The following is a 23,301-nucleotide window of genomic DNA, read 5'->3' on the forward strand; positions in this document are numbered from 1 at the left end:
GGCAATTCACTGCCGAGGATGCCAGGATAAAACTACGCCGCCTCTATCCGACAATTGATGGTTGACGAGACACTAGTGAACAACAGCGTTAAGATTTTCCATTCCGCAAAATTAAAAGATATCACCAAAGGACCGAAGGCCTTGACCGTCACACTGGAATTTGCCGAAAACCGCACCAAAAGGCTCCAGGTGGATGCAGTTCTTGTTTCAGTCGGCCGCACGCCCAATCTTGCGCCGCTCAATTTGCAGAATCTGTCGCTTTCACCCGATAGCCAGGGAGAACTGCCCACCGACCATCATTGTCGTGTCCGGCAGAACATCTATGCTGCCGGCGACGTGACGCAACACCCCGATCTGGTAAACATTGCCGAAATGGAAGGCCGCTATGCGGTCAAACACATGTTCAATATCCAGCAGCGTCCGCTGAGCTACCACAATATGTCTACCGTCATGTTTTTTTACCCGGCCGTGGCTGCCGTCGGTCTGAACGAAAGAAACTGCCAGGAGCAGAAAATACCCTACCGAGTGGCCAACTACGCCAATGCCTTGCTGCCTAGAGCCATAGCCATGCGGGCACTGAACGGATTTGTTAAAATCATCGTCAGCAATGATGGCGACCAACTGATTCTGGGCATGCGGGCCGCCGGACCTCAGGTTTCCCATACCATCATGTCCATTGCTTTCCTGATGGATCTGGGCCAGGGCATCCAAGATGTGTTGAAAACCCTCCATCCCCACCCCACCATGTCGGAAGGAATACAGGAGTGTATCCGATTGCTCTTGGGAGAATCGATTTTCAAGCCCCACACCTTTCCACAATACCTGAAAATCAAGAACTGGCACCCCGAAAGGGGTTTTGAAAAAGACTGAAAGGTTCTTCTATCAACACCCATAACCCCCTGATAGGGGGCCGGTTAGGTTTAAAAGCCTTGACCTGTAGTAGCTATCGTGCTATTCTTATTGAGAAAAATTAAAGGTTTGGCCATGGATTTTTTAAGAAAAATCGCCGATTCTTCCCCGCTTCCGGCCGGAGGTGCGGCGGTTGCTTATACCTTGGGACTGGCCATCGGGCTGCTCAATAAAATTATCCTGCTGGAAATACACCGGCAGGCCGATCAGCCGGAACTTGAAAAAAATCTCATGACCGCCAAGAAAGAACTTGAACAGTTATTGAAGGATGTCGAACTGCTGGTGAAACAGGATGCTGAAACCTTTGAAAGATTCCGCCATTCCCGGCGAACGGGCGACCGGGTTATAATCGAACAGGAGTTTAACGGTGTCATCGAAGTGAGCATGAAAGTCATGCAAAATTCAGACGCCGCCTTTGAATGGATCCGGCGGTTATACCCCATCGTTCCGAATCGGATGCTCCCCCATCTGCTGGTTGCATCTGAATTGATTATGGGTTCCATCAACGGCAGCGCCCATGTGGTGCGCGCCAATCTTCAAGGGATCAAATCATCACAAAAGAAAAATAATTATTTGAAAATGCTGGCTAATCTGCAGACGGACTATCAACAAAAGTATAGCGATATTTTAGATAAGCTGTTGCCAGAGTCTTGATAATTGAACGGATCCGTCTGTCCATCAATAATTTCAACAAAAGAAAAGGTTGATGAAAGTGGCCAAAGAAAAAAAAGAAAAAAAAGGGACCGATTCCACTGCTGATTCCATTAATGCCAAAGTCAAATTCGAAATTTACGGCGAAGAAATGATCGAAAAGATGGTTAAACTCAGCGGCAACAGCGGCAGGGTTTACCTGCCGCCCGACTGGGTCGGGCATCAGGTCAAAATAATCCGGATTGATTAATAATTTATTAACAAAGGAGCCTGTCCGTGCAAAAAGTCCTTATCAGAAGACTAAAAAAAGAGGATGTCCAGGATATTCGTAAAATTCATGCTGCTATTACAAAAACTTCCGTTAAGGCGGATTTTACGCGAACCGTTAAAGAACAGGCCATGCAGAAGGAGGGCGCCAGTTTTGCCGCCGAAATCAACGGCAAGGTGGTGGGTTATATGGTCAGCTATATCCTTTCCGGCGGATTCGGGATCGGTAAAAGCGCCTGGATTGCCATGCTGGGAGTAGACCCCCAATACATGGGCCAGGGCATCGGCGCGAGCCTGGCCGAGGAAATTATCAAATTCTATAAGAAAAAAGGAATCAAGGATATCTATACTTCCGTAAGGTGGGACTCGGCGGACCTGTTGTCATTTTTCAAAACGCTTGGGTTCGACCGCAGCAACTTTATCAATCTCCGCCTCCGAAAAAACATAAAATAACTTACTTATATTATATTGTATTTTACCATATACCCGTGTGGGAAAAGGTTGAAATGGGGTGACCGGATGGTACGCTTTCCCCTCATTATCCCACGGCTTGACCCGGGGCGGAAATTTAAGGCACTGACGGTGGCAAAGCCGTTTCCAGCGCCCTCGTTATTTTTTTCATTCTATTTTTTTACTTCGTCAACAAAAACCCTGATGTATCTCAAGCTTGACAATATCAGCGCCAATCCGATGCCGGTGTACAAAATGGCCAGATAGCGCTTTGGAATCGCTGAATGACGAAGCCATATCCCCGCCGTGGCCATCACCATAATGACCAGGTAACTTTTCCAGGTAATAAAAGAGAACAGGCATTTCTTCTCAACCATCGGAAGTATGCGCTCGATATTTTTATCGACAATCTTGAGAAATCCAAGATGATGTATCAACAACGCCAACACGACTCCGAAACCGAAAAACACAAAAGCGATTGTTCCGGGGGATTCCGACAGCCATGAATAGGCGAAAACCAAAAGCATTGCGCCGACACAGAGCCAGATAAAGCCTGCCAGAAACAACAGGACCCCTTTCGTCACAGCAGGTTTAAATATGTCTCTTTTTCTCAAGTTGCCTTATTTCTCTGAAACCTTGCATTATACACGATGAAGAATTCTGCCTTCTTGCTAGCGTCAAGTTTGAAATCAAATCTTCAGATCCGTGTCAGGTACCGTTTTTTTTAAATACCACACGCACATCTGACATTGCAACATGCCATGAGATCATGCAACCTTTATAGCGGTTGTCAAAAAAACGTTCCGTTATTCCAACGTTTTTTTCTACAACCGCTTATACCGCAATTCATTTTTTCGGAACTTTATTATGGAAAGCGGTATAAAGTCCGGAAAGTGCAAATGAGAGCATTCAAGAGGCCAGCGCACATTATCTTAAGATGCTGCCGAGCGCCCGTGCAATCGCGTTCTCGATTAAGAGCAGAAAATTTCGATCGGTATTATCTGAAATGCCGCTGACTGTTTTTTCCTTGACACTCTTTGGCCTTTGGTTTAGTTATTTTATAGCTATAATGTAGTCAATTCGGCCATCAAGCCAAGACAGTCGAATCGATCAACACTCGAATAAAACATTTGAAAATCCGTCGCATTTAGGCTAGAGGGTGATGATAGCGCTCAGGGGCTTAAATGTGACCGAACCAAAGCTAAATAAAGGATCAGGAGGGCAACTTGAAAATTCTCACAACAGTAAAAAAAGTAGTTGATGTGGAGTTGAACATCCACGTAGAGAACGGGGCCATAGTTGAAAAAGGGCTGCAGTATGTCATGAATGCCTGGGATGAAAATGCTGTGGAATCCTCTGTCCAACTTAAGGAAAAAAACGGAGCGGAAACGACCCTGGTGAGCATCGGAGGCGGCGACAACACCGACATCATCCGTAAAGGATACGCCATGGGTATTGAAAACGGAATTCATATCGATGATCCGTCGCTGGTCAAAGCAGATTCCTTTGCGTATGCCAGGGTATTGCAGAAGGTGTATGAAAAGGGAAATTATGATCTTGTTATCGCCGGCAAACAAGCCCAGGATACGGATAATGGTCAGACCGGAATTATTTTGGCCGAGTACCTGGGATTGCCTTGTGTCAGCAATGTGATTGCCATCGAAGTGATGGACGATAAGCACATTAAAGTATCCCGGTTGGGGGACACCGGAACCGAAACAGTCGAACTGGCGCTGCCGGCTGTCGTCACGGTTGATGTTACGATTAATGAACCGCGACTGCCCCAAATGCGCGGTATCATGATGGCAAAGAAAAAAGCCATCAATGTGATGGACCTGGCGGCTCTCGGTCTGTCGCCTGATGAAGTCGGAGGCGCTGCACCAAAATCGGAGATTGTTGAATTTATCGCACCGGAATCGCGCAAAGGCGGGCAAAAATTTGAAGGCGAAGCCGCCCAAATTACCGCCCAGGTCGTGGCGCTTTTGGCCAATGAAGCAAAGGTGATATAACGAAATCAAAATATCATTTACGATTATCTTTGGATACTAACCGAATCTATAAAAGGAAAACAATATTATGGCTAAAGTACTCGTAATTGCAGACATCAAACAAGGTGAGCTAAAGGGCAGCACCGCTGAACTTTTGTCAAAGGCCAAAGCCATGGGGGCGGAAACGGCAGTGGTGGCGATTGGCAGTAATATCGAATCGTTGATTCCCGGCCTGGTAAACGCCGGCTCCGATACGCAATATGTCGCCGATGACCCCGGACTGGAGCTGTTTTCAGCCGGTCCATACGCATCCTGTGTAGTCGACGCTGCCAAACAATTTGACGCCAATCTGATCTGGTTCGGTTTTTCCGAAAGCGGCAAAGCCGTCGCCCCGAGGGTTGCGGCTCAGATGGATGCCGCCTGTGCCACCGATATTACCGACGTGACGCTCCAGGGAGATCAAATCGAAGTCAAAAGACCCGCCATCACAAATAAAGTGATTCAACGCGTCAAGGTCAATACCGGGCAACTGGTGGCAGTCGTCAGAGCGGGCGCATTCGAAGCCACGGAAGGAACCACCGGAACCGAAAACGTCATCAAGCTCTCCCCCCCGGCGCCTGATCTAAAGGCCGTTATCAAGGAAATCGTATCGGAAGCAAGCGGTGAAATCGATCTTACGGATGCCAATGTCGTCATCTCAGTGGGCAGAGGCGCAAAGGACCAAACCGGTGTCGATATCGTAAAAGATCTGGCCAACGATTTAAACGCCGGTTTTGGCTCTTCCCGTGCGATGGTGGATGCGGGGTTCATGCCCCATTATAAGCAAGTCGGACAAACCGGTAAAATTGTAGCGCCCGCCCTATATATGGCAATCGGTATTTCTGGGTCCATCCAGCACCTCGCGGGCATGAAAGGCTCTAAAGTGATTCTGGCTGTTAATAAAGACCCAGAAGCTCCCATATTCAATGTGGCTGACTATGGTATCGTCGGAGACCTCTTCGAGGTGGTTCCGATTCTCCGCGAAGAGATTAAAAAGGTTAGAACAACCGGTTAATTTCGATATTGCAAACATGCCCCTCAGGTCCAGGGCCCCAATGAATACCCGTGTCGGAAAAAACGCCATGGGGCGTTGGAATAGTGGAATGTTGGAACAATGGGTTGAACGGGTTAACTATAGTTGATGAGGTAACGATGAATCCTCTCTTGATGTCTCTCCTGCTCATTGTGGCGCTAACGGTTTTCGGCCGTACGATGCTTCGCAAGATTCAACTGTTGATGGCGCTCGAGCCCGCCGACAGAGCCAATCATCTGAAGGACCGACTGAAAAACATGGTCATTATAGCCATCGGTCAAAAACGCTTGGCCGGAAGGGCAAAAGAAAGAAGTTCGGGGTTGATGCATGCGTTCATTTTCTGGGGATTCTGCGTTTTATTGATTCGCAGCATAAATTTATACGGGCAGGGTTATCACGAAGGATTTCAGTTGCCGTTTTTAGGCGACGGCTATCTGCTCGGGTATCTCTATGCGGCCTTAAAAGATATCACGGAAGGGATCGTCTTATTGATGATCATCTGGGCGATTTTTCGTCGGGCCGTTCTAAAACCAGTGCGGATGCACAACACCATCGAGGCCTATCTGGTCTTAGGTCTGATCGGAATTTTGATGGTATCCGATCTGCTGCACGACGGCGCGCGCTACAATCTAATTCAATTATATAATAACCCGGACAGCATTCATTATTTTAATAATCCGCAATATGGTTCCGAATTTCTTTGGACGCCCATATCGACGGGAGCGGCCGCCCTGATATCAGGATTAAGCGCGGAAGCCAACACCCATATTATGGTCTTCATGTTTTGGCTTCACATCTGTACGCAGCTCACATTTTTGAATATCCTTCCTTTGGGAAAACATTTTCATGTGATCACCGCACTTCCCAACGTATTTCTCAAAAGCCTGGGCTACCCCCATGAAAAACCCAGACTGCTGGAATTGGAAAATGAGGCCGCCTGGGAGGAAGAGTCCCTGGGAATCAACCATATTCATCAACTTAACTGGAAACAGGGCCTGGACCTTTACACCTGCACCGAATGCGGACGTTGCAAAGAAGTCTGCCCGACCTATACCACCGACAAACCGCTGAATTTGCATGAATTCAATGACAACCTGAAGCGCGAGCTATTAGAGAATGCAGACAATATCGTCAAAAGAGCCCGGTTGTCCGCCACCATCAAGCAAAACCAGGATCCCGCACAGATTGAAACCCTTAAGGAGCAGATCACCGCACTTAACAGCAAAAAGCAGTTGGTCGGCGAGGTCATCGCCGAAGACACGCTTTGGGCATGCACGACCTGTCGTGCCTGCGAAGAAGTTTGCCCGGTGACCATTGAACATGTGCCCAGAATCATCGCCATGCGGCAGGGGCAAACCTTGATGGCGGAAGCGTATCCCAAGGAGCTGAACACGGCCCTGAAAGGACTTGAACGCAACGGCAACCCGTGGGGAATCGGGTATGACAAACGCGCTGATTGGGCCCAAGGATTGGACGTCAAAATAATGGCGGACGATTCGAACGTCGATTATCTCCTTTGGGTCGGATGTGCCGGTTCGTTCGATGATCGATCTAAAAAAGTATCGACGAGCCTGGTCAAGATTCTGCAAAAGGCCAGGATCAGCTTCGCGATCCTGGGCGTGGAAGAAAAATGTACCGGCGATTTTGCCAGGCGTGTCGGCAATGAAATGTTGTTCCAAATGATGGCCCAGGAAAACATTGAAACCCTGAACAACTATAACGTCAAAAAAATCATCACGGCGTGTCCCCATTGTCTCAATGCGTTGAAGCATGACTATCCCCAAATGGGGGGAATTTACGAGGTGATCCATCATGCCGAATTCATCCATGGACTCGTTAAAGCGGGAAAAATCAAATTAAAACAATCGCTGGAAGGCGCCCTGACCTATCACGATCCCTGTTACCTGGGGCGATATCATAACGTTTTCGAACAACCCAGATCGATCCTGCGCTCCGTTTCCAAGGAGGGGCTTAAAGAACTCGACCGCCATGGCCGGGAAAGCTTTTGCTGCGGCGCCGGCGGGGGCAGGATGTGGATGGAGGAGACCATCGGCAAACGGATTAATCGGGAGCGTTCCGAAGAAATCGTCGGAAAGGGGGTCTCAACCGTTGCGGTGGGCTGCCCCTTCTGCCTGACGATGATCGAAGACGGCATGAAAGATCTGGGCAAGGAAGAAGAGATTCGAACGCTGGATCTTGCCGAGATAGTCGAAAAAAATATGGTGTAAAAGATGCCGCCCGTCTGCAGAAAATCGGAGCGCGATGATGGCAACTGACCCCAAACCGGTTCGGATCATTCCCAAAGAAAAAGCCGTATTCCGGCTCGATAAGCACGGCAACTGGCTGTCCGATGATGAAAAATTCACGAATCAGCGGATCATCCGTTATTTTCACTCCTGCATCAAAAAGGACCCGGACGGATTCTATTTAGAACAGGAACATTCGCATCATATTGAAAAAGTATATTTCCCGGTTGAAGATACCGCTTTTTTTGTCACGCACATCATCGAAAAAGACGGGCTGATCCTGGATACCAACACCGGACAGCACATCCCCCTTGACCCGCAGGACTTATTCATCCAAAACGACGATCTGTATCTCCAGCGCGGCGAGGACCGCATCAAGTTCACCGAAAAGGCCCTGTTTTCCCTGTCCGCTTACCTGGAAGAGGCGGACGACCAATTCTTCATCAAAATAGATGGAAAAAAACGCCTCATTCCCCAAACGGAATAAAACCTGCGACAACCGTACCTGAATCTCTTGACCCAAATTCATCGAAGCAGTTTTCCAGGGGCAGGGGTTAAAACCGATTGGGGGGATATCTCTCGCGCCTTATATTCTCTTATCGAATGTTTACAAATTGCAGTGATAGACAGCAAGTATCCCAGCAATTATTCTGACGATTTGGAACCACAATCATAACAACTGGCAGGGCATCTCGATTTCAACAGTCAAGGCAGTAAGCGTGAATCGCGCTACTTCAACGATTTCGCGACAATATCAATGATGAAATAGTTGAAAATTCTACTGTAACCTCGACCAGGGTCTCTTTATATACAAAAGGATCTGACTGCGTTTAAAGAACCAACACATAAGATTTTACAACTATTTGAAATCATAAATTACTTGACTCTGCTTGGATAACTCTTTATATTGAAATAAAGCTCGTTAGGGGGGCTGCTTCGTGCGGCTGAGAATCCAGCGCAATTTTCACGGGAACCCTTAACAACCTGATCAGGATAATGCCTGCGAAGGGAAACGAGTAGATACCTGAGCATTTCATTCTACCCGAATACTTAAAGCCGTTTTCCCTTCAGGGATTACGGTTTTTTTAAATCCGCCGATTCCTTCCTTTCATTATCATCAGCACGAAGCTTATCCTTTAAAACAACAGGAGGTCATATGACTCAGTTGGATCAAGCCAAATCTGGAAAAGTCACCGAGGCCATGGTTCAAGTTTCTGAATATGAAGGGATTCCAATTGAAGATATCCGTGAAAAAGTTGCAAACGGACAGATCATTATTCCGAAAAATATCAACCATGATTTTATAGCAAGGGGAATTGGAAAGGGCCTGAAAACCAAGGTAAATGCCAATATCGGAACCTCTCCGAGCCATTTTGACTTAAATGAGGAACTGGAAAAACTTGACATAGCGGTTAAGGCAGGAGTCGATGCAATTATGAACCTTTCAACCGGCGGCGATCTTGATTTGATTTTACACCAAATTTTGAATCATTCTCCGGTAATGGTTGGTACAGTTCCGATCTATAAATCCGTGAGTAGGTTATTCTCTGAAGGAAAATCCGGTCCGGAACTAAGTGCCGATGATATTTTTAATGAAATTGAAAATCAAGCCAAAGCCGGTGTTGATTTTATTACGGTTCACTGTGGGATTACCCGTCATACGGTCAGCGCTTTGGAAAACTGTATACGTATTATGGGAGTTGTCTCGCGTGGGGGCAGTTTAATGATTGAATGGATGAAGAAAAACGAAAAGGAAAACCCTCTTTATGAATACTATGACCGGCTTTTGGAAATTGCCCATGAATACGATGTAACTTTATCTTTGGGAGATGGTCTTCGACCTGGCAGCATATGTGATGCTGAAGATCGGGCTCAGATTTCGGAGCTGATTATACTGGGCGAATTGGCCCAAAAGGCTCGCAGAGCGGGGGTTCAAGTTATGATTGAAGGACCTGGACATGTACCCCTGAATCGAATCGCCGGTGACATGAGACTTCAGAAACAGATCTGCGAAGAAGCACCTTACTATGTGCTGGGACCGCTTCCCACGGATATTGCCCCGGGATATGATCATATTGTGGGCGCCATCGGCGGGGCTATCGCAGCCGCATCCGGAGCTGATTTTTTATGCTATGTAACCCCGGCTGAGCATTTGAAGCTTCCAGATATTTCCGATGCAAGAGAGGGGGTGATTGCCTCAAAAATTGCCGCACACATTGGGGATATCGAAAAAGGGGTTAAAGGAGCCATAGAGCAGGATTTAAAAATGTCTGAAGCTCGAAAACGGTTTGATTGGAATGCGATGTTTGAAACAGCTATCGACCCGGTTAAGGCCCGGCATTTTCGGCTGCAAAGTGAAGACCGTGACAGGGAGGTCTGTACGATGTGTGGGGATCTATGTGCCATGAAAACTTTTCAAAGAGCGATGGAGTAATGAAAGATCAGAAAAAGACAGAACAACATGCGAATCATCCGGGCCAATAAGGCAGCCAATGCCACGTTCAACGCGTCAACTGAGCGTTTTTACGGCCAAACATGTTATAAACTTTTTCACGATAGTGACACCCCGTGTGAAGGGTGCCCGACAATTAAAGCAGAGGAAACCGGCCAAATTGAAAGGGCCGTTATGTATAAACCAAAGATAAGGGGATCAAAAGGTGAAAGGTATTGGGATGTATACTGCGTTCCGCTTAAAAATGAATTTGGGGCGGTTGATAGCTATATTTAGAATTCTAAAGATATCACTGAAGAAAAAAAAGCTGAAGATCTTGTTCATAATCTTTCCCAACAACTTTTGCATGTCCAGGAACGTGAGCGCCAAATGATTTCCTATGAGCTTCATGATCGCATCGCCCAAGATCTTTCTGTAATAAAAATTGGCTTTGATAACAACGCATGAATGCCTTATGCTATCAATGAAATCCTCCCATCCCTATCAGGAAAAATTCCCGCATATTAAAGTTCACCTTAGTAAAAATGAAGTCCTTCCACTATAGACATAATTAAAATTCTCAGTAATAAGTAAACTGTCCATCAATTCAATTGGTATCCATTAATAAATGACGGCGTCGGGTTGCCGGATGGTAACCCTTGCTACCGTCAAATGGTGCAATCAAATTGAAGATGCAGACACGGTGTCATATTGAGTCGGTGCAAAATATTTTTAGACTACTGGTTATGTAATCGGAAGGTGAACTGAATCACGGAATTGTTATGAACTATCCAGGCAGGATTTGACCAGTTCCGGATTCAATAAGGTACAAGTACGGGTTCTTGTGAAGAAAGGCGATATTGAAGTTAATAGGTCTAAAAAGGGAGGTGAATATGTTTAAAAAGATTATGGTTCCATTAGACGGTTCTGAGCTGGCTGAGTGTGTCATCCCTTATGTAGAAGGTCTTATCGACCAAGGCGAGGTTGAGGTCATCGTATTTGTACGAGTCGTAAGACCCGTCATCAATCCCGCCAGTTTTGATGAGGGCATGTCATATATACCGGAAGATTGGAGCAAATTGGAATCTGAAAAGAAAACTTCCGCCGAAAACTATCTTAAAAAGGTGGTGAGTCAACTTAAAAAGAATGGGGTGAAATTTCAAACAGAAGTTCTTGTTGGCAGAGTAGGTGATAGACTTATCGATTACATAAAAACCAATGATTACGATTTAATTTTAATTGCAACCCATGGTCGTTCCGGGTTACGGCGCTGGGTAAGAGGTAATGTCGCCGACAAAATTCTTTCTGGTTCCCACATTCCAATATTAATGGTACGGGCACCCGGCACAATGAGCGAAGGCCAAGACTGAAGCTTTTGGAGCAAGAGAAATAGAATAATCTCAAGCTAAAAATGGTGAAGCTTTTCAATAATATTTTTCATTAGATCAAAAAAAGGAGGGAATATGTATCAAAAGATTATGGTCCCGTTGGATGGTTCAGAGCTGGCCGAATGTATACTCCCGCATGTTGAGGCCTTTATTTCAGGATGCCAATTGAACACTATCGTAAGGGAAAGGAGGTTAAATCATGTTTATCAAACAATCTGAACTTTTTTGGAGCCTGAGCCATGAATTTGTTAAAAAAGTCATGGACAGGGTTGAAAAGGAATCCTTTGATACAGGTCATTTTATTTTTTCCGAGGGCAAACCTGCGATTTATTTTTATACGCTGATTAAGGGTCGTGTTAAGCTGAGATTCGGCGAAGCCGGAATATCGGTCTTCACCGTCAGTCATGCAGGGGAATCATTTGGATGGTCAAGCCTAGTTGCTCGGGATGTATATTCCGCATCAGCCGAATGTATGGAACCGACTACGATAATAAAAATCGACCGAGAGATTTTCTGGGAAATACTTACAGAATACCCTAACGATGGTCTTGTTTTCATGAAACGCCTTGCCGCCTTGCTGGGACAACGTCTGCTTTGGAGTTATGAGATGGTGAACTCATCGATGAAAACCGGCGTTCAGCGTTCCTTCGGCACCGGTCAGGTTTTGGAGACCGTTGCCGAAGAATGATTAGATCAGCGAAGTGATTTCCAGATGATCGCCTTCTACTTGAAAATGAAAGGGCCGGTATGAATTTACCCTAACGTTGCAGGTAGCGGCCGATAAGGCTGCAACTATAAGATTAGATTTTAAATAAATCTAAAAGGAGGTGCTGCCATGACAATCAAACCAACTGCTGATCAAAACAGTGAATTCTTTTCCGCGGAACAGTTTGAAAATATAGCCATCCTACGGTTTAAAGGGCACTTCCTATACAGCACTACCGATTTAACTTCGAGAGACAAATTGCTGGACTATTTTGACCGTATTTCAAAAAACGAAACCATCAAAGTCATTGTAATCATCTCATCGCCGGAGAAAACCGGAAATGAGGAACTGTTGGATTTTTATCGGCAGATATTAATTTCAAAATTAGGAATTAATGCGATCCACCGGATGTTTAACGTCGTTGACCAATTCATTTTGAAGCTTGTTGATTAAATAAAATCGTTGTTCATGCCAACAGGGGTGAGAATATCCTCCTTTTTTTAAATATCAGTCTCTCCTGCGATTACAGAATTGTGTCCAACACCACCGTATTTCAAAACCCCTATCCCGAATTCAAACTGATTCCCAAGGGTGGCGGTGGTTATTTTCTGCCTAAACGTCTGGGTCGTAAAAAAGCGTTCGAACTGCTGCTGTCCGGAAAGGATATTGATGCAACTGAAGCCTTGTCACTGGGACTTGTGGACGAGATTGTACCTCCCGAAAAAATAGAAGAAGCCACAGTAAGTACCGCGCTTCGATTTGCCGAAAAACCAGCAGGTTCTCTTTTCGGAATCAAACAGCTGCTGAAATACTCCCATAAAGATATTCGGGAATATTTGGAACTGGAAAACCAGGTTCTTTTGAGGATCGTCCAATCACCGGATTTAAAATCGGACTTTTGGAAAAAGATATCGGAATTCAGCCCTATATAGCCCTGAGGCTTTTTGTTCGACTTTCCTCATGTTCCAGACAAAAAAATTGGAATTTCAGATTTATTGAGAGTATCAAAAGTGGAGACTATCTGGTACCTTTCCGAGAGACAGATGTTGGGGAGGCGAGCGAGCCTTTTAGGTGAGCTCGCGGAGCCTTGCCAGTTCCGGTAATAGTGCATTCAAGCAGAAAATTTCAAGCATGATTCCGACAATCCTCAAAATATCGGTGTCTGAAATACTGTCAGATAGCCGTGAACTTCAGGTAGTCAATCGTGCAGGTATAAATTCAAACGAAATAAAGGGACATCCGATCTCATATCGAAGGGATGCCCTTTTTAATCAGAAATAAGAAGTCAAATTACAGTGACATTTGCAGCAGAAGGGCCTTTTGGTCCTTGTTCTATGTCAAAGGTAACCTTATCACCTTCTTTTAGGGATTTAAAACCGGCCGCATTGATTGCGCTATGATGCACAAACACATCCGATCCATCTTCCTGCTCAATAAATCCAAAACCTTTTTTGTCATTAAACCACTTAACAGTTCCATTTGCCATGATAACACCCTCCTTTTTAACAGTTTTAAAGTCGCGTACTGGAGGTGTCGCATTTAAAAATGGGTCGTTATTTCAGAACAAAAACCGTCTCTCCAGTTAAAAAAAACAGGACTTTATTGATTTGGAAGATGATAAACCATAATTTTGGTTGAAAGCAAGCCAAATTTCAATAATAGGAATACTTTACTTTTATCCGATAATCTTAAATTTTAAAAGACTAAGTTACTGTATCTTAATCGCCTTGATTCATTTTAGCTTGCCAATAGATTGCTCCCCATATGGTAGGTACAAGAAATTATTGGGCTCGCTGGAAGATCCACTTATTAAAAGGAACATATTTTGAGAATGACTGTAATAAATTTTGAAATAATTTGACAATCATCCTGCAATAACTGATAATTTTTATCACAAATGCTTCTGTTTGTGATATTTTATAAAAATATTCTGATTTTGCATACCGTGTCGACAGTTGCTTCGGTATGGTGTATGGGTTTTTAACCTTCAACAGCCACAAAGATATCGAATTATAAATAAGTTAGGAACATATCCAAATGCTCCAAATTAACGCTTACAAAAGCCACAACCATAAATGGTGATTCTCATGCCCACTAAGAAAATAACGCTCTCATCCAAACTAAAAATCACTGAAGACGCCCTGCGGGAAAGCGAAGTACGATACCGCCATCTTTTTGAAAACGGATCCGATGCGGTGATGGTTTTCGACGCTGAAACACAGCGGTTCGAAGACGCGAATCAGGCGGTGCTGGATCTTTACGGATATTCTAAAAAAGAATTTTTAACATTAACGGTTGCGAATATCTGTGCTAAGGAGCCAGCCTCGGAGGCTTCTATGCCAAAGGTTCAGAATGCGGAATACGCCCACGACGAAACAGCGTTACGCTATTTTAAAAAGAAAGATGGTTCTGTCTTCCCGGGTGAAATACTTGAGACAACGTACATTTCAGGAAGACAGCACAAGATCATCGCTGCGGTGCGCGACATCAGCGAACGCGAACTGGCGTCAAAAAAATTGAGAGAATCTGAAGAACGATACAGAAGTCTGGTGGATCACATCGCCATCGGTGTGGCGCTCATCAGCCCGGCCATGGAAATTTTGACCTTAAATAATCAGATGAAAAAATGGTATCCCCAGATAGATCCTTTAGAGCAGCCGTTATGTTATCGGTCTTTTAATGATCCCCCCGGCAAGGCGTGTGTTCTTACTGCCCGACGGTTAAAACATTAGATGATGGCGAAGTGCACGAGTCGATCACCTTAACCCCTGCCGGTGGTGAAATCAGAAACTATCGAATTGTCTCCTCTCCCATTAAGGATGATAAAGACAATGTAGTGGCCGTCATAGAGATGGTTGAAGACATCACCGAACGCCTGCGGACCGAAGAACAGGTACACACGCTTTCCCAACAGCTCTTGCAGGCTCAGGAAATTGAGCGCCAGATGATTTCATATGAACTGCATGACCGCATCGCCCAGAATCTATCCGCGCTGAAAATCAGTAGTGATATGTTTTGTAAAGACGTCCAGACCGGATTGCATGAATCAGATGAATTAAGAGAAAAAATGGCAATGTATTCCAGCCTTGTTGAAAAGTTAAGAGAAAAAATGGCAACGTATTCCAGTCTTATCGAAGACACCATTACGTCGGTCAGGGGCCTGGCCCATGAGTTGCAACCTATCGGTCTGAAAGAAATGGGTATCATCAAAGCGCTTGAAATGTATTGCGGTGAGTTTTCCGAAAACAACGGAATAAAGGTTGACTTTCAGTCGACCGGCATGCAGGCGGTAAAGCTGGATCCCGAGATCGCCATCCAGATTTACCGTCTGGTGCAGGAAGGTCTGAATAATATTAAGAAACACGCCGACGCAGGTCTTGCGACCATCAGGGTGATCGGCGCCTCCCCTTATATTATCCTTCGCATCGAAGACGACGGCAAAGGTTTTGATGTGGAGGCGCGCGAAAAGGCATTAACCAGAGAAAAACGGATGGGCTTTCGAAGCATGCGCGAAAGAACCCATCTGCTGGACGGTCAAATGAGGCTTCGCTCCCGCCCAAAGGCAGGCACGCACGTCGTTATAAAAATCCCTGTTAAGGAGTAAACCGGTGAATCAGAAGAAACGCATTATCATTATTGATGACCACCCCCTTTTCAGGGAAGGCCTGAAGTCCATCATCGGACGCAGCACCCGGTACGAGGTGGCGGGAGAGGCGGGCAACGGGCGCAATGGCCTTCAACTGGCCGGAAAACTCAAACCCGATATCGCTTTGGTGGATATTTCCCTGCCGGACCAGAGCGGTCTTGAACTCATCCGTGATATGCTCAAATCCTCCCCCCGCACCCGTATTCTGATAGTCAGCGTGCATTCAAATATCGACTATATTGTGAAAGCATTTCAATCCGGCGCTTTTGGCTATATCGTAAAGGCGTCAGCCGCCGATAAACTTCTGGAAGGAATTGAGCATGTCTTAAAAGGCGATTATTATATGGACACGGCTGTTTCGCAGCAGGTTGTCAAAAAGCTTGCCGGATTGAAGGCTGCCGAAAAGATCGTGACCGGCAGCGGTTATGACGCCCTGACCCCCCGCGAGCAGGAGGTTATGGTCCTGTTGGCAGAAGGACTGTCCCCACAACAAGTGGCGGACAAACTGTTCATCAGCCCTAAAACGGCTGAAAACCACCGTGCCAATATTATGCGCAAGCTCGAATTGCACAGCACGTTGGAATTGGTGCGCTACGCTGCAAAGCTCGGCATCATCGATATCGATAGCTGGAAAGTATAACTCCCGCAACAACACCCTCTTTTTCAGAAAACCTGTCAATTAAACGCGCTCTAATTTGTTCAGACAGTTTGCCGATTGAAACGAAATCATCCGGTGGCTGTCTGAAAAATTCCCATGGGTACGATTCAATCGAAACATATTTATAAGGCCCGCCATAATCCAGCAATAGATTCACAAAAACAACCGGAAATCTTAACAGGCGTTTAGGTTTCAATCCCGCATAGGTAATTTCCCTATGAAAATTGAAGTCTTCCCCCTATGGACAAATTCAATAAAGTCCATATTAATACACCATAAAACGTTACTGAGACAGATTGAAATGGTGAATATGGAAGACCCTGTTCCAAATGACACTCGGTTCGATTTAACGCACCTTATACGGAGCGTTCAGCGCATTGAGGGAAACCCGGATTGCTTCGGTAAGACGAATGGGCGTTGTGATCAGGCAGACTGCTGTTGGAAATCATACTGCCTGCAACCCCCCGAGGTTTCAACAAAACAGATAACCTTAACATGGACAAATAAGGAGGTGAAACATGGCAAAAGCAAAGGTAAAAACTAAACATAAGCTTCGGAAAGTTAAATTTTCGTATGAATCAGCCGATGCCAGGGAGGTTTTCTTATTGGGAGATTTTAACAAGTGGGACCCCCAGGCCCATCCCATGAAAAATGATGGAAACGGCAGATGGAACCGGACGGTAGTGGTTCCCTCGGGAAAATACGAGTATAAGTTTTTAGCCGATGGGCAATGGTTGGTGGATCCCTGCAACGACCAGTGTTGCCCGAATTGTTTCGGGAGCGACAACAGTGTGATTGACCTGGGGTTAAAATAGACTGCGGGATGAAAAAATTGCAGCACACTGGCTATGCGCCTTGATGGTCTTTAACCGTATCAAAGGTGATTGAACGGGAGCCGATCAATGGCATTAAATTTCAGGATCTTTCATCATCGAAACAGTGACAACCTTAATCTCAGGCTGGTGGGTGATTTTGACGGGTCATCTGCTCTTGAACTGGTAAACACACTGAATGAACACAGCGACAAGGTTAAAAAAATTGTTATTCACACCAACCGGCTATCATCCATCCACCCCTTCGGCCTGAGTGTTTTTCAGAAAAAGTGTGCGATAAATAATCTGTCCCATACAGTGACGTTCACGGGGAAATACAGCCGTCAAATGGCACTCTAATAGAGCCATGTGTTTTGATTTCTTACAATTTTACGAAACTTGAGACAAATTCTCTATTACGGCAGGATTTATGATGGGCATATTAAGATCGGATCAAAGCGTAACCTTTTAAGCGTACGAAAGGCGCCAGTATGGCTCAAATTTATGAAAAAAGAAAAGAATCCCGGCATAGATTGAACGCTTCATTAGTCTGCCAGACAAATCTGTCGGGGGTCAATTGTCATGCCAAAAAACTGGATCACAGCCAGACCGGCATATCTTTTATGAGCAGCCATGATTTAAGACCCGGGACCATCGTTTATATCAGGCGTGAAAGCTGCCCCCCGAATTGTCGGGCCGGAAAAACATGTAAATGCTGCCGAATGGTGGCGCTTGCAACTGTCAAATGGTGTCGGCAAGGCGAAACCGCAGGGATGGGTTCATACTGCGCCGGTGCAAAATATTTTTCATAAATAATACCAAAGGCAGTTTGGGAAAGGAGGGTGTATGTATAAAAAAGTTATGGTCCCACTGGATGGTTCGAAGCTGGCTGAATGTATCCTCCCGCATGTTGAAGCATTTATTTCAGGCTGCCAATTGAACACTATCGTATTTGTCCGGGTCACAGAGCCTGTTTCCATGAGTTCCCATGGAGGATATCAGATAAGCGAAATGGATGATAAGTTAATAGAAGAAAACGCAAAAAGGATTAAAGCAGAAAGAATATCTTCGGCTGATGAATACCTTAAAGGTGTGGTGAATCGACTGGAACATACCGGAGTGAAATTCCAGACGGAGGTTCTTGTCGGTAACGTTGCGGATAGGCTTATAGATTACGCTGAAGCCAACGAAGTCGATATGATTTTGATGGCAACACACGGGCGATCAGGGGTCAGCCGGTGGGTAAGGGGGAGTATTGCCGATCGAATCCTGCGGGCATCGCGCGTACCGGTTTTAATGGTCAGGGCGCCCGGCACAATGGGTGAAGGCAAGGACTGAAGTTCTTGGAATAAGGAGGAAGAATATAGCCCTTTTGCTCTATAAGCCATGACAGTATATTTATCCCGAATTCTCGACAGCCAATAGAAGAGGAGGAGCTATGAAAGAGCTGATTAAGCGCATTGCCCAGGCACTGGTTGACAATCCGGAACAGGTAAAGGTTGAAGAGATAACGGGAAATCATACCGCTGTTTTAGAATTAAGAGTGGCCAAAAAGGATCTGGGGAAAGTTATCGGGAAACAGGGGCGAACGGCTCACGCCATGCGAACGATCTTGGGCGCCACGTCCGCTAAGGGAAAGAAAAGAATTGTTTTAGAAATTATTGAATAATAGGGTGCATGACTAAAATGGCCAAGAGCGGAAAAAAATATGTGCCGGGAGGGTATGCGGTGAAAAAGTCAAATCCCTCTGAAATTGCCGGCAGATACATCTGGGAATGGGAACAAAAGCGAAGTAAAACACAGAAGGAAGAACCCCCCCAGGAGATGCCGTCGGCAATTTGTTTTTCCCGCGAAATTGGTGTCGGGGCATTAGAAGTTGCGGATATCCTGGCAAAGAAGACCGGCTTTCATGTACATGACAAGTCAATTTTATCTTACATTGCCCAGGAAGCCAACATCCGTGAACAGACGGTGGCAATTTTTGACGAACTTTACCCGGGAAAAACAAATGAAATTCTGTGGTACCTTATCAGCGACAAATCTTTTACCAAGAGCGATTATGCCAGGCATCTGTTCCGGGTGGTCGTATCGCTGTCCTTTTTAGGGTCTGCCATTTTTGTTGGTAGAGGGACACATCTTATTTTGCCGCGCGATCGCATCCTGGCGGTTCGATTTATCAGCGGCAGGGAATACCGGATCAAACGCCTGGTTAGGATTCATAATATCAACGCGCATGAGGCAAACCGCAAAATAGATCAAATTGATAAAGAACAACGGGATTTTTTCAAAAAAGTTTTCAAGAAAAAGGATATTACCCCGTACGAATTTGATCTTGTCATCAATTTTGACTACCTCACCAACCCGCAACACGCAGCTGAAATTGTGGCCACAGCCTTTTCAAAAAAGTTCGCAAAAGAACTTGCAATCAAGACGCCTGATTCAAGTTTTGATACGACTTCTAAGGATATGTAAAAAATGGAGGGGCTATGTATCAGAAGATAATGGTTCCATTGGATGGTTCACAGCTGGCAGAATGTGTATTGCCGCATGTTGAGGCCTTTGTTCAAGGTTGCCAGGTACACACCGTAATATTTGTAAGGGTTGTTGAAGCTGTATCCACACTATTTTTGGGAGCGCCAACTGCAACCAGCAAAGTGGATTATGGCCAAGTGCTTGAATATACCAGGAGAATTGAAGATGAAAGAAAAGCCTCTGCAGCGGAATACCTTCAAGCGGTGCTGGGGCGACTGCAACGTGATGGGGTTAAATTTCAGAAAGAGGTCCTCGTCGGGAATGTAGCGGATTGTCTTGTGGATTTTGCGGAGACCAGGGATATTGACCTGATTATTATGGCAACGCACGGTCGATCCGGAGTGAGCCGGTGGGTCAGGGGAAGTGTCGCTGATAGAATCCTGCGGGCATCCAGCGTGCCGGTTTTAATGGTCAGGGCGCCCGGCCCGATGAGTGAACGCAAGGGCTGAAAACTTTAGGACAAAAGGGCTATGTTCCATCAGCGGCCGGCGTCTATCTTTTGGGGCAAGAAGTACTAAATGAGAGCTGTGTCCACTTCAAGCCTTGTGAGAATTTCAGACATAACGATTCGGATTCGGTCGTGCCGTATCCGAACGGGAAGGGGATTAAACCATGTTTATCAAACAAGCTGAGCTTTTTTGGAACCTGAGCCATGAATTCGTTAAAAAAGTCATGGACAAGGTTGAAAAGGAATCCTTTGACAAAGGTCATCTTATTTTTTCCGAGGGTGACCCCGCGATTTATTTTTATACACTGATTAAGGGTCGTGTTAAGCTGAGAGTCGGTAAGGCTGGAATATCGGTCTTTATTGTCAATCATGCTGGGGATTCATTCGGATGGTCGAGTTTAGTTGCTCGCGATGTATATTCCGCATCAGCCGAATGTATAGAACCGACCACGGTTATCAAAGTCAACCGGAAAGTTCTTGAGGAAATAATTTCAGAATACCCGAACGATGGTCTTGTTTTCATGAAACGCCTTGCCGCATTGCTGGGACAACGTCTGCTCTGGAGTTATGAGATGGTAAGCTCTTCGATGAAAGCCGGCGATCACCGCTCGTTCGGCACCGGTCAAGTTCTGGAGACCATTGCAGAAGAATGATTCGTTCTAAGCTTTTTGCAGAAAAGAATCGTTTTAAAATCTAATGTCATGGAAAGTAACGGTAAAGTAAATGATAAAAAAATGCTTATTCCCTGTGGCGGGCTATGGAACCCGCTTTTTGCCTGCGACGAAAGCCATGTGCAAGGAAATGATGCCTATCGTGAACAAACCTTTGATCCATTATGGGGTTGAAGAAGCTTCCGAGGCCGGCATCCACAGATTCGGATTTGTCACTTCCCGAGGTAAACGTGCTGTTGCGGATTATTTTGATGTATTTTACGAATTGGAACATCAGATCGAGGGATCTGGCAAAGAAAAATTACTGGCATCCACTAACGACCTGATTGAGAATAACGAATTCGCGTATACACGCCAGAACCAGATGCGAGGGCTTGGTCACGCGATCCTTTCCGGACGTATTTTGGTTGGGGACAACAACCCGTTTGCCGTCATATTGGCAGATGATCTTTGTATGGCGGACGAAGGTGATGTGGGGGTATTATCTCAGATGGTAGCAATTTATGACACGTACGGATGCAATGTTGTTGCCATTGAGGAGGTCCCCAAAGATAAAACCCACAAATACGGTGTCATTGCAGGCGAACCAATTGAAGACAGTCTATTTAGGGTGTCCAGAATGGTTGAAAAACCGAAACCGGAAGAGGCGCCCAGCAACATGGCGGTGATTGGTCGATACATCTTGACTCCCAATATATTTGACATCATCAGCCGGACAAAGCCGGGGATCGGCGGCGAAGTACAGATCACGGATGCACTGGACAAACAGGCCCAAAAAGGGTGTGTGCTGGCCTATAAATTCAGAGGACGTCGTTTTGACTGCGGCAGTATTGATGGTTTTGTGGAAGCGACCAATTATGTTTATGAACATATGTATAAGAATAAAACTTGAAGTTCTGACTACTCTTTATTAATCAAATCCAAGCACAAAATACTATTTGCTCTTTTTCTAATCGGATAAACAGGACAATTCTATGAAAAAGTCAAATGAAAAACAAGTTGTACAGGAAACTTTTGATCTTGCAGATGTTCAGATTAATGGAAACAGATCCTGGGACATCCAGGTACACAATCCCGATTTTTATGAACGAGTTTTAGCCGGCGGCTCTCTTGCTCTGGGGGAAAGCTATATGGATGGCTGGTGGGACTGTGAAGCTCTTGATCAATTTTTTGACAGAATCCTGAGCGCCGGACTGGAAAAGAAAGTGAAAAAAGCAAAGCGGATCCTGTGGCCTGTTCTCAAAGCGAAGATAATAAATGCTCAAAGTAGATCAAAAGCCTATGTGATTGGAAAGCGGCATTATGACATCGGCAATAGCTTCTTCTCAATTATACTGGACAAAAGGATGAACTATTCGTGCGGCTATTGGGATAAAGCGGAAACACTCGATGATGCTCAGGAAGCCAAGCTGGATTTAATTTGCCGAAAGATGTTGTTAAAACCAGGTATGACTGTTTTAGACATTGGGTGCGGCTGGGGCGGCTTTGCCAAATGGGCAGCCAAAAAATACGATGTTAAGGTATTTGGCATAACCGTGTCCCGGGAGCAGATGAAATTTGCTATGGAATACTGCCAAGAGCTTGACGTTAAAATCGAACTTCGGGATTACCGAGAGCTAAAGGAAAAATTCGACCGCATTGTTTCGATAGGAATGTTTGAACACGTGGGTTCCAGATACTACAGGACTTATATGGAGGTAGTCCACCGCTGTTTGAAAGCAGATGGTCTGTTTTTGTTGCATACGATTGCGGGAAACACCTCTGTGAATTCAACAGATCCGTGGATTAGTAAATATATTTTCCCGAATTCGATGCTGCCATCGGCAAAACAGATTTTCTCAGCTGCCGAAAGATTATTGATGCTTGAAGACTGGCATAGCTTTGGGCAATATTATGACCAAACCTTGATGGCTTGGCACCAAAACTTCATAAAGGGCTGGAATAAAATCAAAGGTATGTATGATGATAGGTTTTATCGCATGTGGATCTATTATCTCCTTTCATGTGCGGGCGGTTTTAGGTCAAGAAGGAATCAGTTGTGGCAGATTGTATTTTCGAGAACTGGAATAAAAGGCGGTTATCAATACAAGGGGCATTTTCGATTGACCTGCCGGGCCGAACCGACAATTGCCCGTGCTTAACTTTCATCCGCAGGTATCTTGCGACTTCGTGGCGCACACATATTTTATGGTCTAACAGTTTCCCTACCTCAATCTTTTATATTATTCGATCGGAAGATAGATATGTTAAACCCATCTTCACTTATAGACGGTCCATAAAATTTATGATGGCTTGCCTGAATCAATTCCCGCTTGTGATAGAATTTTACAAACGATTTGTTTCCGAAATTGAAATTATTTTCACGCAAAAAATATGAGGATATCAAGGAAGTCCTGGATTCCAGATATCATTCCAACCCCTAAAGA

The 23,301-nt window shown here is 45.3% G+C and carries 28 protein-coding genes and 1 riboswitch; of the genes, 26 read left to right on the forward strand and 2 right to left on the reverse strand.

From position 1 onward, the window contains the following. Window positions 1-57 precede the first annotated feature (57 nt). The 4 genes from P1P89_03105 to P1P89_03120 all read left to right on the forward strand — a co-directional run bounded on the left by P1P89_03105 (window position 58) and on the right by P1P89_03120 (window position 2,280). On the forward strand, window positions 58-870 hold the full coding sequence (locus tag P1P89_03105) for an FAD-dependent oxidoreductase (GenBank protein ID MDF1590480.1): 813 nt from the start codon (window positions 58-60) through the stop codon (window positions 868-870). 114 nt (window positions 871-984) lie between these two features. Beyond that, window positions 985-1,563, forward strand: a complete 579-nt coding sequence (locus tag P1P89_03110) for a cyclodeaminase/cyclohydrolase family protein (GenBank protein ID MDF1590481.1) — start codon at window positions 985-987, stop codon at window positions 1,561-1,563. A 52-nt stretch (window positions 1,564-1,615) separates the two neighbouring features. After that, window positions 1,616-1,810, forward strand: a complete 195-nt coding sequence (locus tag P1P89_03115) for a DUF2080 family transposase-associated protein (protein ID MDF1590482.1) — start codon at window positions 1,616-1,618, stop codon at window positions 1,808-1,810. Between the two features lie 26 nt (window positions 1,811-1,836). Continuing rightward, window positions 1,837-2,280, forward strand: a complete 444-nt coding sequence (locus P1P89_03120; protein ID MDF1590483.1) for a GNAT family N-acetyltransferase — start codon at window positions 1,837-1,839, stop codon at window positions 2,278-2,280. A gap of 170 nt (window positions 2,281-2,450) precedes the next feature. Here P1P89_03120 and P1P89_03125 read toward each other — a convergent pair whose 3' ends face one another. Continuing rightward, the gene (locus tag P1P89_03125) at window positions 2,451-2,843 is read right to left on the reverse strand and encodes a hypothetical protein (protein ID MDF1590484.1); all 393 of its coding nucleotides are present in this window, start codon (window positions 2,841-2,843) and stop codon (window positions 2,451-2,453) included. 660 nt (window positions 2,844-3,503) lie between these two features. Between P1P89_03125 and P1P89_03130 the strand changes: the two genes are divergently transcribed. The 9 genes from P1P89_03130 to P1P89_03170 all read left to right on the forward strand — a co-directional run bounded on the left by P1P89_03130 (window position 3,504) and on the right by P1P89_03170 (window position 13,040). Beyond that, window positions 3,504-4,286 (forward strand): electron transfer flavoprotein subunit beta/FixA family protein, encoded by a 783-nt coding sequence (locus P1P89_03130; protein ID MDF1590485.1) that lies wholly within the window; start codon window positions 3,504-3,506, stop codon window positions 4,284-4,286. 67 nt (window positions 4,287-4,353) lie between these two features. Beyond that, window positions 4,354-5,319 carry an electron transfer flavoprotein subunit alpha/FixB family protein gene (locus P1P89_03135; protein MDF1590486.1) on the forward strand — a complete coding sequence of 322 codons (966 nt, stop codon included), beginning with the start codon at window positions 4,354-4,356 and terminating at the stop codon, window positions 5,317-5,319. Window positions 5,320-5,456: 137 nt separating this feature from the next. Beyond that, window positions 5,457-7,565 (forward strand): (Fe-S)-binding protein, encoded by a 2,109-nt coding sequence (locus P1P89_03140; GenBank protein MDF1590487.1) that lies wholly within the window; start codon window positions 5,457-5,459, stop codon window positions 7,563-7,565. A gap of 34 nt (window positions 7,566-7,599) precedes the next feature. Next, window positions 7,600-8,070, forward strand: a complete 471-nt coding sequence (locus P1P89_03145) for a DUF1285 domain-containing protein (GenBank protein ID MDF1590488.1) — start codon at window positions 7,600-7,602, stop codon at window positions 8,068-8,070. Window positions 8,071-8,497: 427 nt separating this feature from the next. Further along, window positions 8,498-8,611: riboswitch (TPP riboswitch) on the forward strand. Between the two features lie 128 nt (window positions 8,612-8,739). Then, the gene (gene thiC, locus P1P89_03150; protein MDF1590489.1) at window positions 8,740-10,017 is read left to right on the forward strand and encodes a phosphomethylpyrimidine synthase ThiC; all 1,278 of its coding nucleotides are present in this window, start codon (window positions 8,740-8,742) and stop codon (window positions 10,015-10,017) included. Between the two features lie 890 nt (window positions 10,018-10,907). Next, entirely contained in the window at window positions 10,908-11,384 is a 477-nt protein-coding gene (locus P1P89_03155) for a universal stress protein (protein MDF1590490.1), read from the forward strand. Window positions 11,385-11,601: 217 nt separating this feature from the next. Then, the gene (locus P1P89_03160) at window positions 11,602-12,090 is read left to right on the forward strand and encodes a Crp/Fnr family transcriptional regulator (GenBank protein MDF1590491.1); all 489 of its coding nucleotides are present in this window, start codon (window positions 11,602-11,604) and stop codon (window positions 12,088-12,090) included. A 147-nt stretch (window positions 12,091-12,237) separates the two neighbouring features. Next, window positions 12,238-12,561: a hypothetical protein gene (locus tag P1P89_03165; protein MDF1590492.1), complete on the forward strand. Its 324-nt coding sequence runs from the start codon at window positions 12,238-12,240 to the stop codon at window positions 12,559-12,561. Between the two features lie 5 nt (window positions 12,562-12,566). After that, on the forward strand, window positions 12,567-13,040 hold the full coding sequence (locus P1P89_03170; GenBank protein ID MDF1590493.1) for an enoyl-CoA hydratase/isomerase family protein: 474 nt from the start codon (window positions 12,567-12,569) through the stop codon (window positions 13,038-13,040). A gap of 353 nt (window positions 13,041-13,393) precedes the next feature. Here the strand turns inward: P1P89_03170 and P1P89_03175 are convergent, their stop codons facing one another. Beyond that, the gene (locus P1P89_03175; protein ID MDF1590494.1) at window positions 13,394-13,594 is read right to left on the reverse strand and encodes a cold-shock protein; all 201 of its coding nucleotides are present in this window, start codon (window positions 13,592-13,594) and stop codon (window positions 13,394-13,396) included. A gap of 601 nt (window positions 13,595-14,195) precedes the next feature. On the opposite strand from P1P89_03175, the gene P1P89_03180 reads away from it, so the two are divergent. The 13 genes from P1P89_03180 (at window position 14,196) to cfa (ending at window position 23,016) form a co-directional block, all read left to right on the forward strand. Next, window positions 14,196-14,840, forward strand: coding sequence for a PAS domain S-box protein (locus P1P89_03180; protein ID MDF1590495.1), 645 nt, complete (start codon window positions 14,196-14,198; stop codon window positions 14,838-14,840). 11 nt (window positions 14,841-14,851) lie between these two features. Then, the gene (locus P1P89_03185; GenBank protein MDF1590496.1) at window positions 14,852-15,712 is read left to right on the forward strand and encodes a sensor histidine kinase; all 861 of its coding nucleotides are present in this window, start codon (window positions 14,852-14,854) and stop codon (window positions 15,710-15,712) included. Between the two features lie 4 nt (window positions 15,713-15,716). After that, window positions 15,717-16,394: a response regulator transcription factor gene (locus P1P89_03190; protein ID MDF1590497.1), complete on the forward strand. Its 678-nt coding sequence runs from the start codon at window positions 15,717-15,719 to the stop codon at window positions 16,392-16,394. 536 nt (window positions 16,395-16,930) lie between these two features. After that, entirely contained in the window at window positions 16,931-17,227 is a 297-nt protein-coding gene (locus P1P89_03195) for an isoamylase early set domain-containing protein (protein MDF1590498.1), read from the forward strand. 87 nt (window positions 17,228-17,314) lie between these two features. Beyond that, a complete protein-coding gene (locus P1P89_03200; protein ID MDF1590499.1) occupies window positions 17,315-17,584 on the forward strand; it encodes a hypothetical protein in 270 nt (89 codons plus the stop codon). Window positions 17,585-17,715: 131 nt separating this feature from the next. Beyond that, window positions 17,716-18,036 (forward strand): hypothetical protein, encoded by a 321-nt coding sequence (locus P1P89_03205; protein ID MDF1590500.1) that lies wholly within the window; start codon window positions 17,716-17,718, stop codon window positions 18,034-18,036. 34 nt (window positions 18,037-18,070) lie between these two features. Next, window positions 18,071-18,562: a universal stress protein gene (locus P1P89_03210; protein MDF1590501.1), complete on the forward strand. Its 492-nt coding sequence runs from the start codon at window positions 18,071-18,073 to the stop codon at window positions 18,560-18,562. Window positions 18,563-18,662: 100 nt separating this feature from the next. Next, window positions 18,663-18,893 carry a KH domain-containing protein gene (locus tag P1P89_03215; protein MDF1590502.1) on the forward strand — a complete coding sequence of 77 codons (231 nt, stop codon included), beginning with the start codon at window positions 18,663-18,665 and terminating at the stop codon, window positions 18,891-18,893. 59 nt (window positions 18,894-18,952) lie between these two features. Beyond that, entirely contained in the window at window positions 18,953-19,696 is a 744-nt protein-coding gene (locus P1P89_03220; GenBank protein MDF1590503.1) for a cytidylate kinase-like family protein, read from the forward strand. Between the two features lie 14 nt (window positions 19,697-19,710). Next, a complete protein-coding gene (locus P1P89_03225) occupies window positions 19,711-20,205 on the forward strand; it encodes a universal stress protein (GenBank protein ID MDF1590504.1) in 495 nt (164 codons plus the stop codon). Between the two features lie 163 nt (window positions 20,206-20,368). After that, window positions 20,369-20,857: a Crp/Fnr family transcriptional regulator gene (locus P1P89_03230; protein MDF1590505.1), complete on the forward strand. Its 489-nt coding sequence runs from the start codon at window positions 20,369-20,371 to the stop codon at window positions 20,855-20,857. A gap of 70 nt (window positions 20,858-20,927) precedes the next feature. Next, window positions 20,928-21,767, forward strand: coding sequence for a UTP--glucose-1-phosphate uridylyltransferase GalU (gene galU / locus P1P89_03235; protein ID MDF1590506.1), 840 nt, complete (start codon window positions 20,928-20,930; stop codon window positions 21,765-21,767). A gap of 82 nt (window positions 21,768-21,849) precedes the next feature. Beyond that, on the forward strand, window positions 21,850-23,016 hold the full coding sequence (gene cfa / locus P1P89_03240) for a cyclopropane fatty acyl phospholipid synthase (protein ID MDF1590507.1): 1,167 nt from the start codon (window positions 21,850-21,852) through the stop codon (window positions 23,014-23,016). Window positions 23,017-23,301 lie beyond the last annotated feature (285 nt).

This window comes from Desulfobacterales bacterium (assembly GCA_029211065.1).
Classification (GTDB): domain Bacteria; phylum Desulfobacterota; class Desulfobacteria; order Desulfobacterales; family JARGFK01; genus JARGFK01.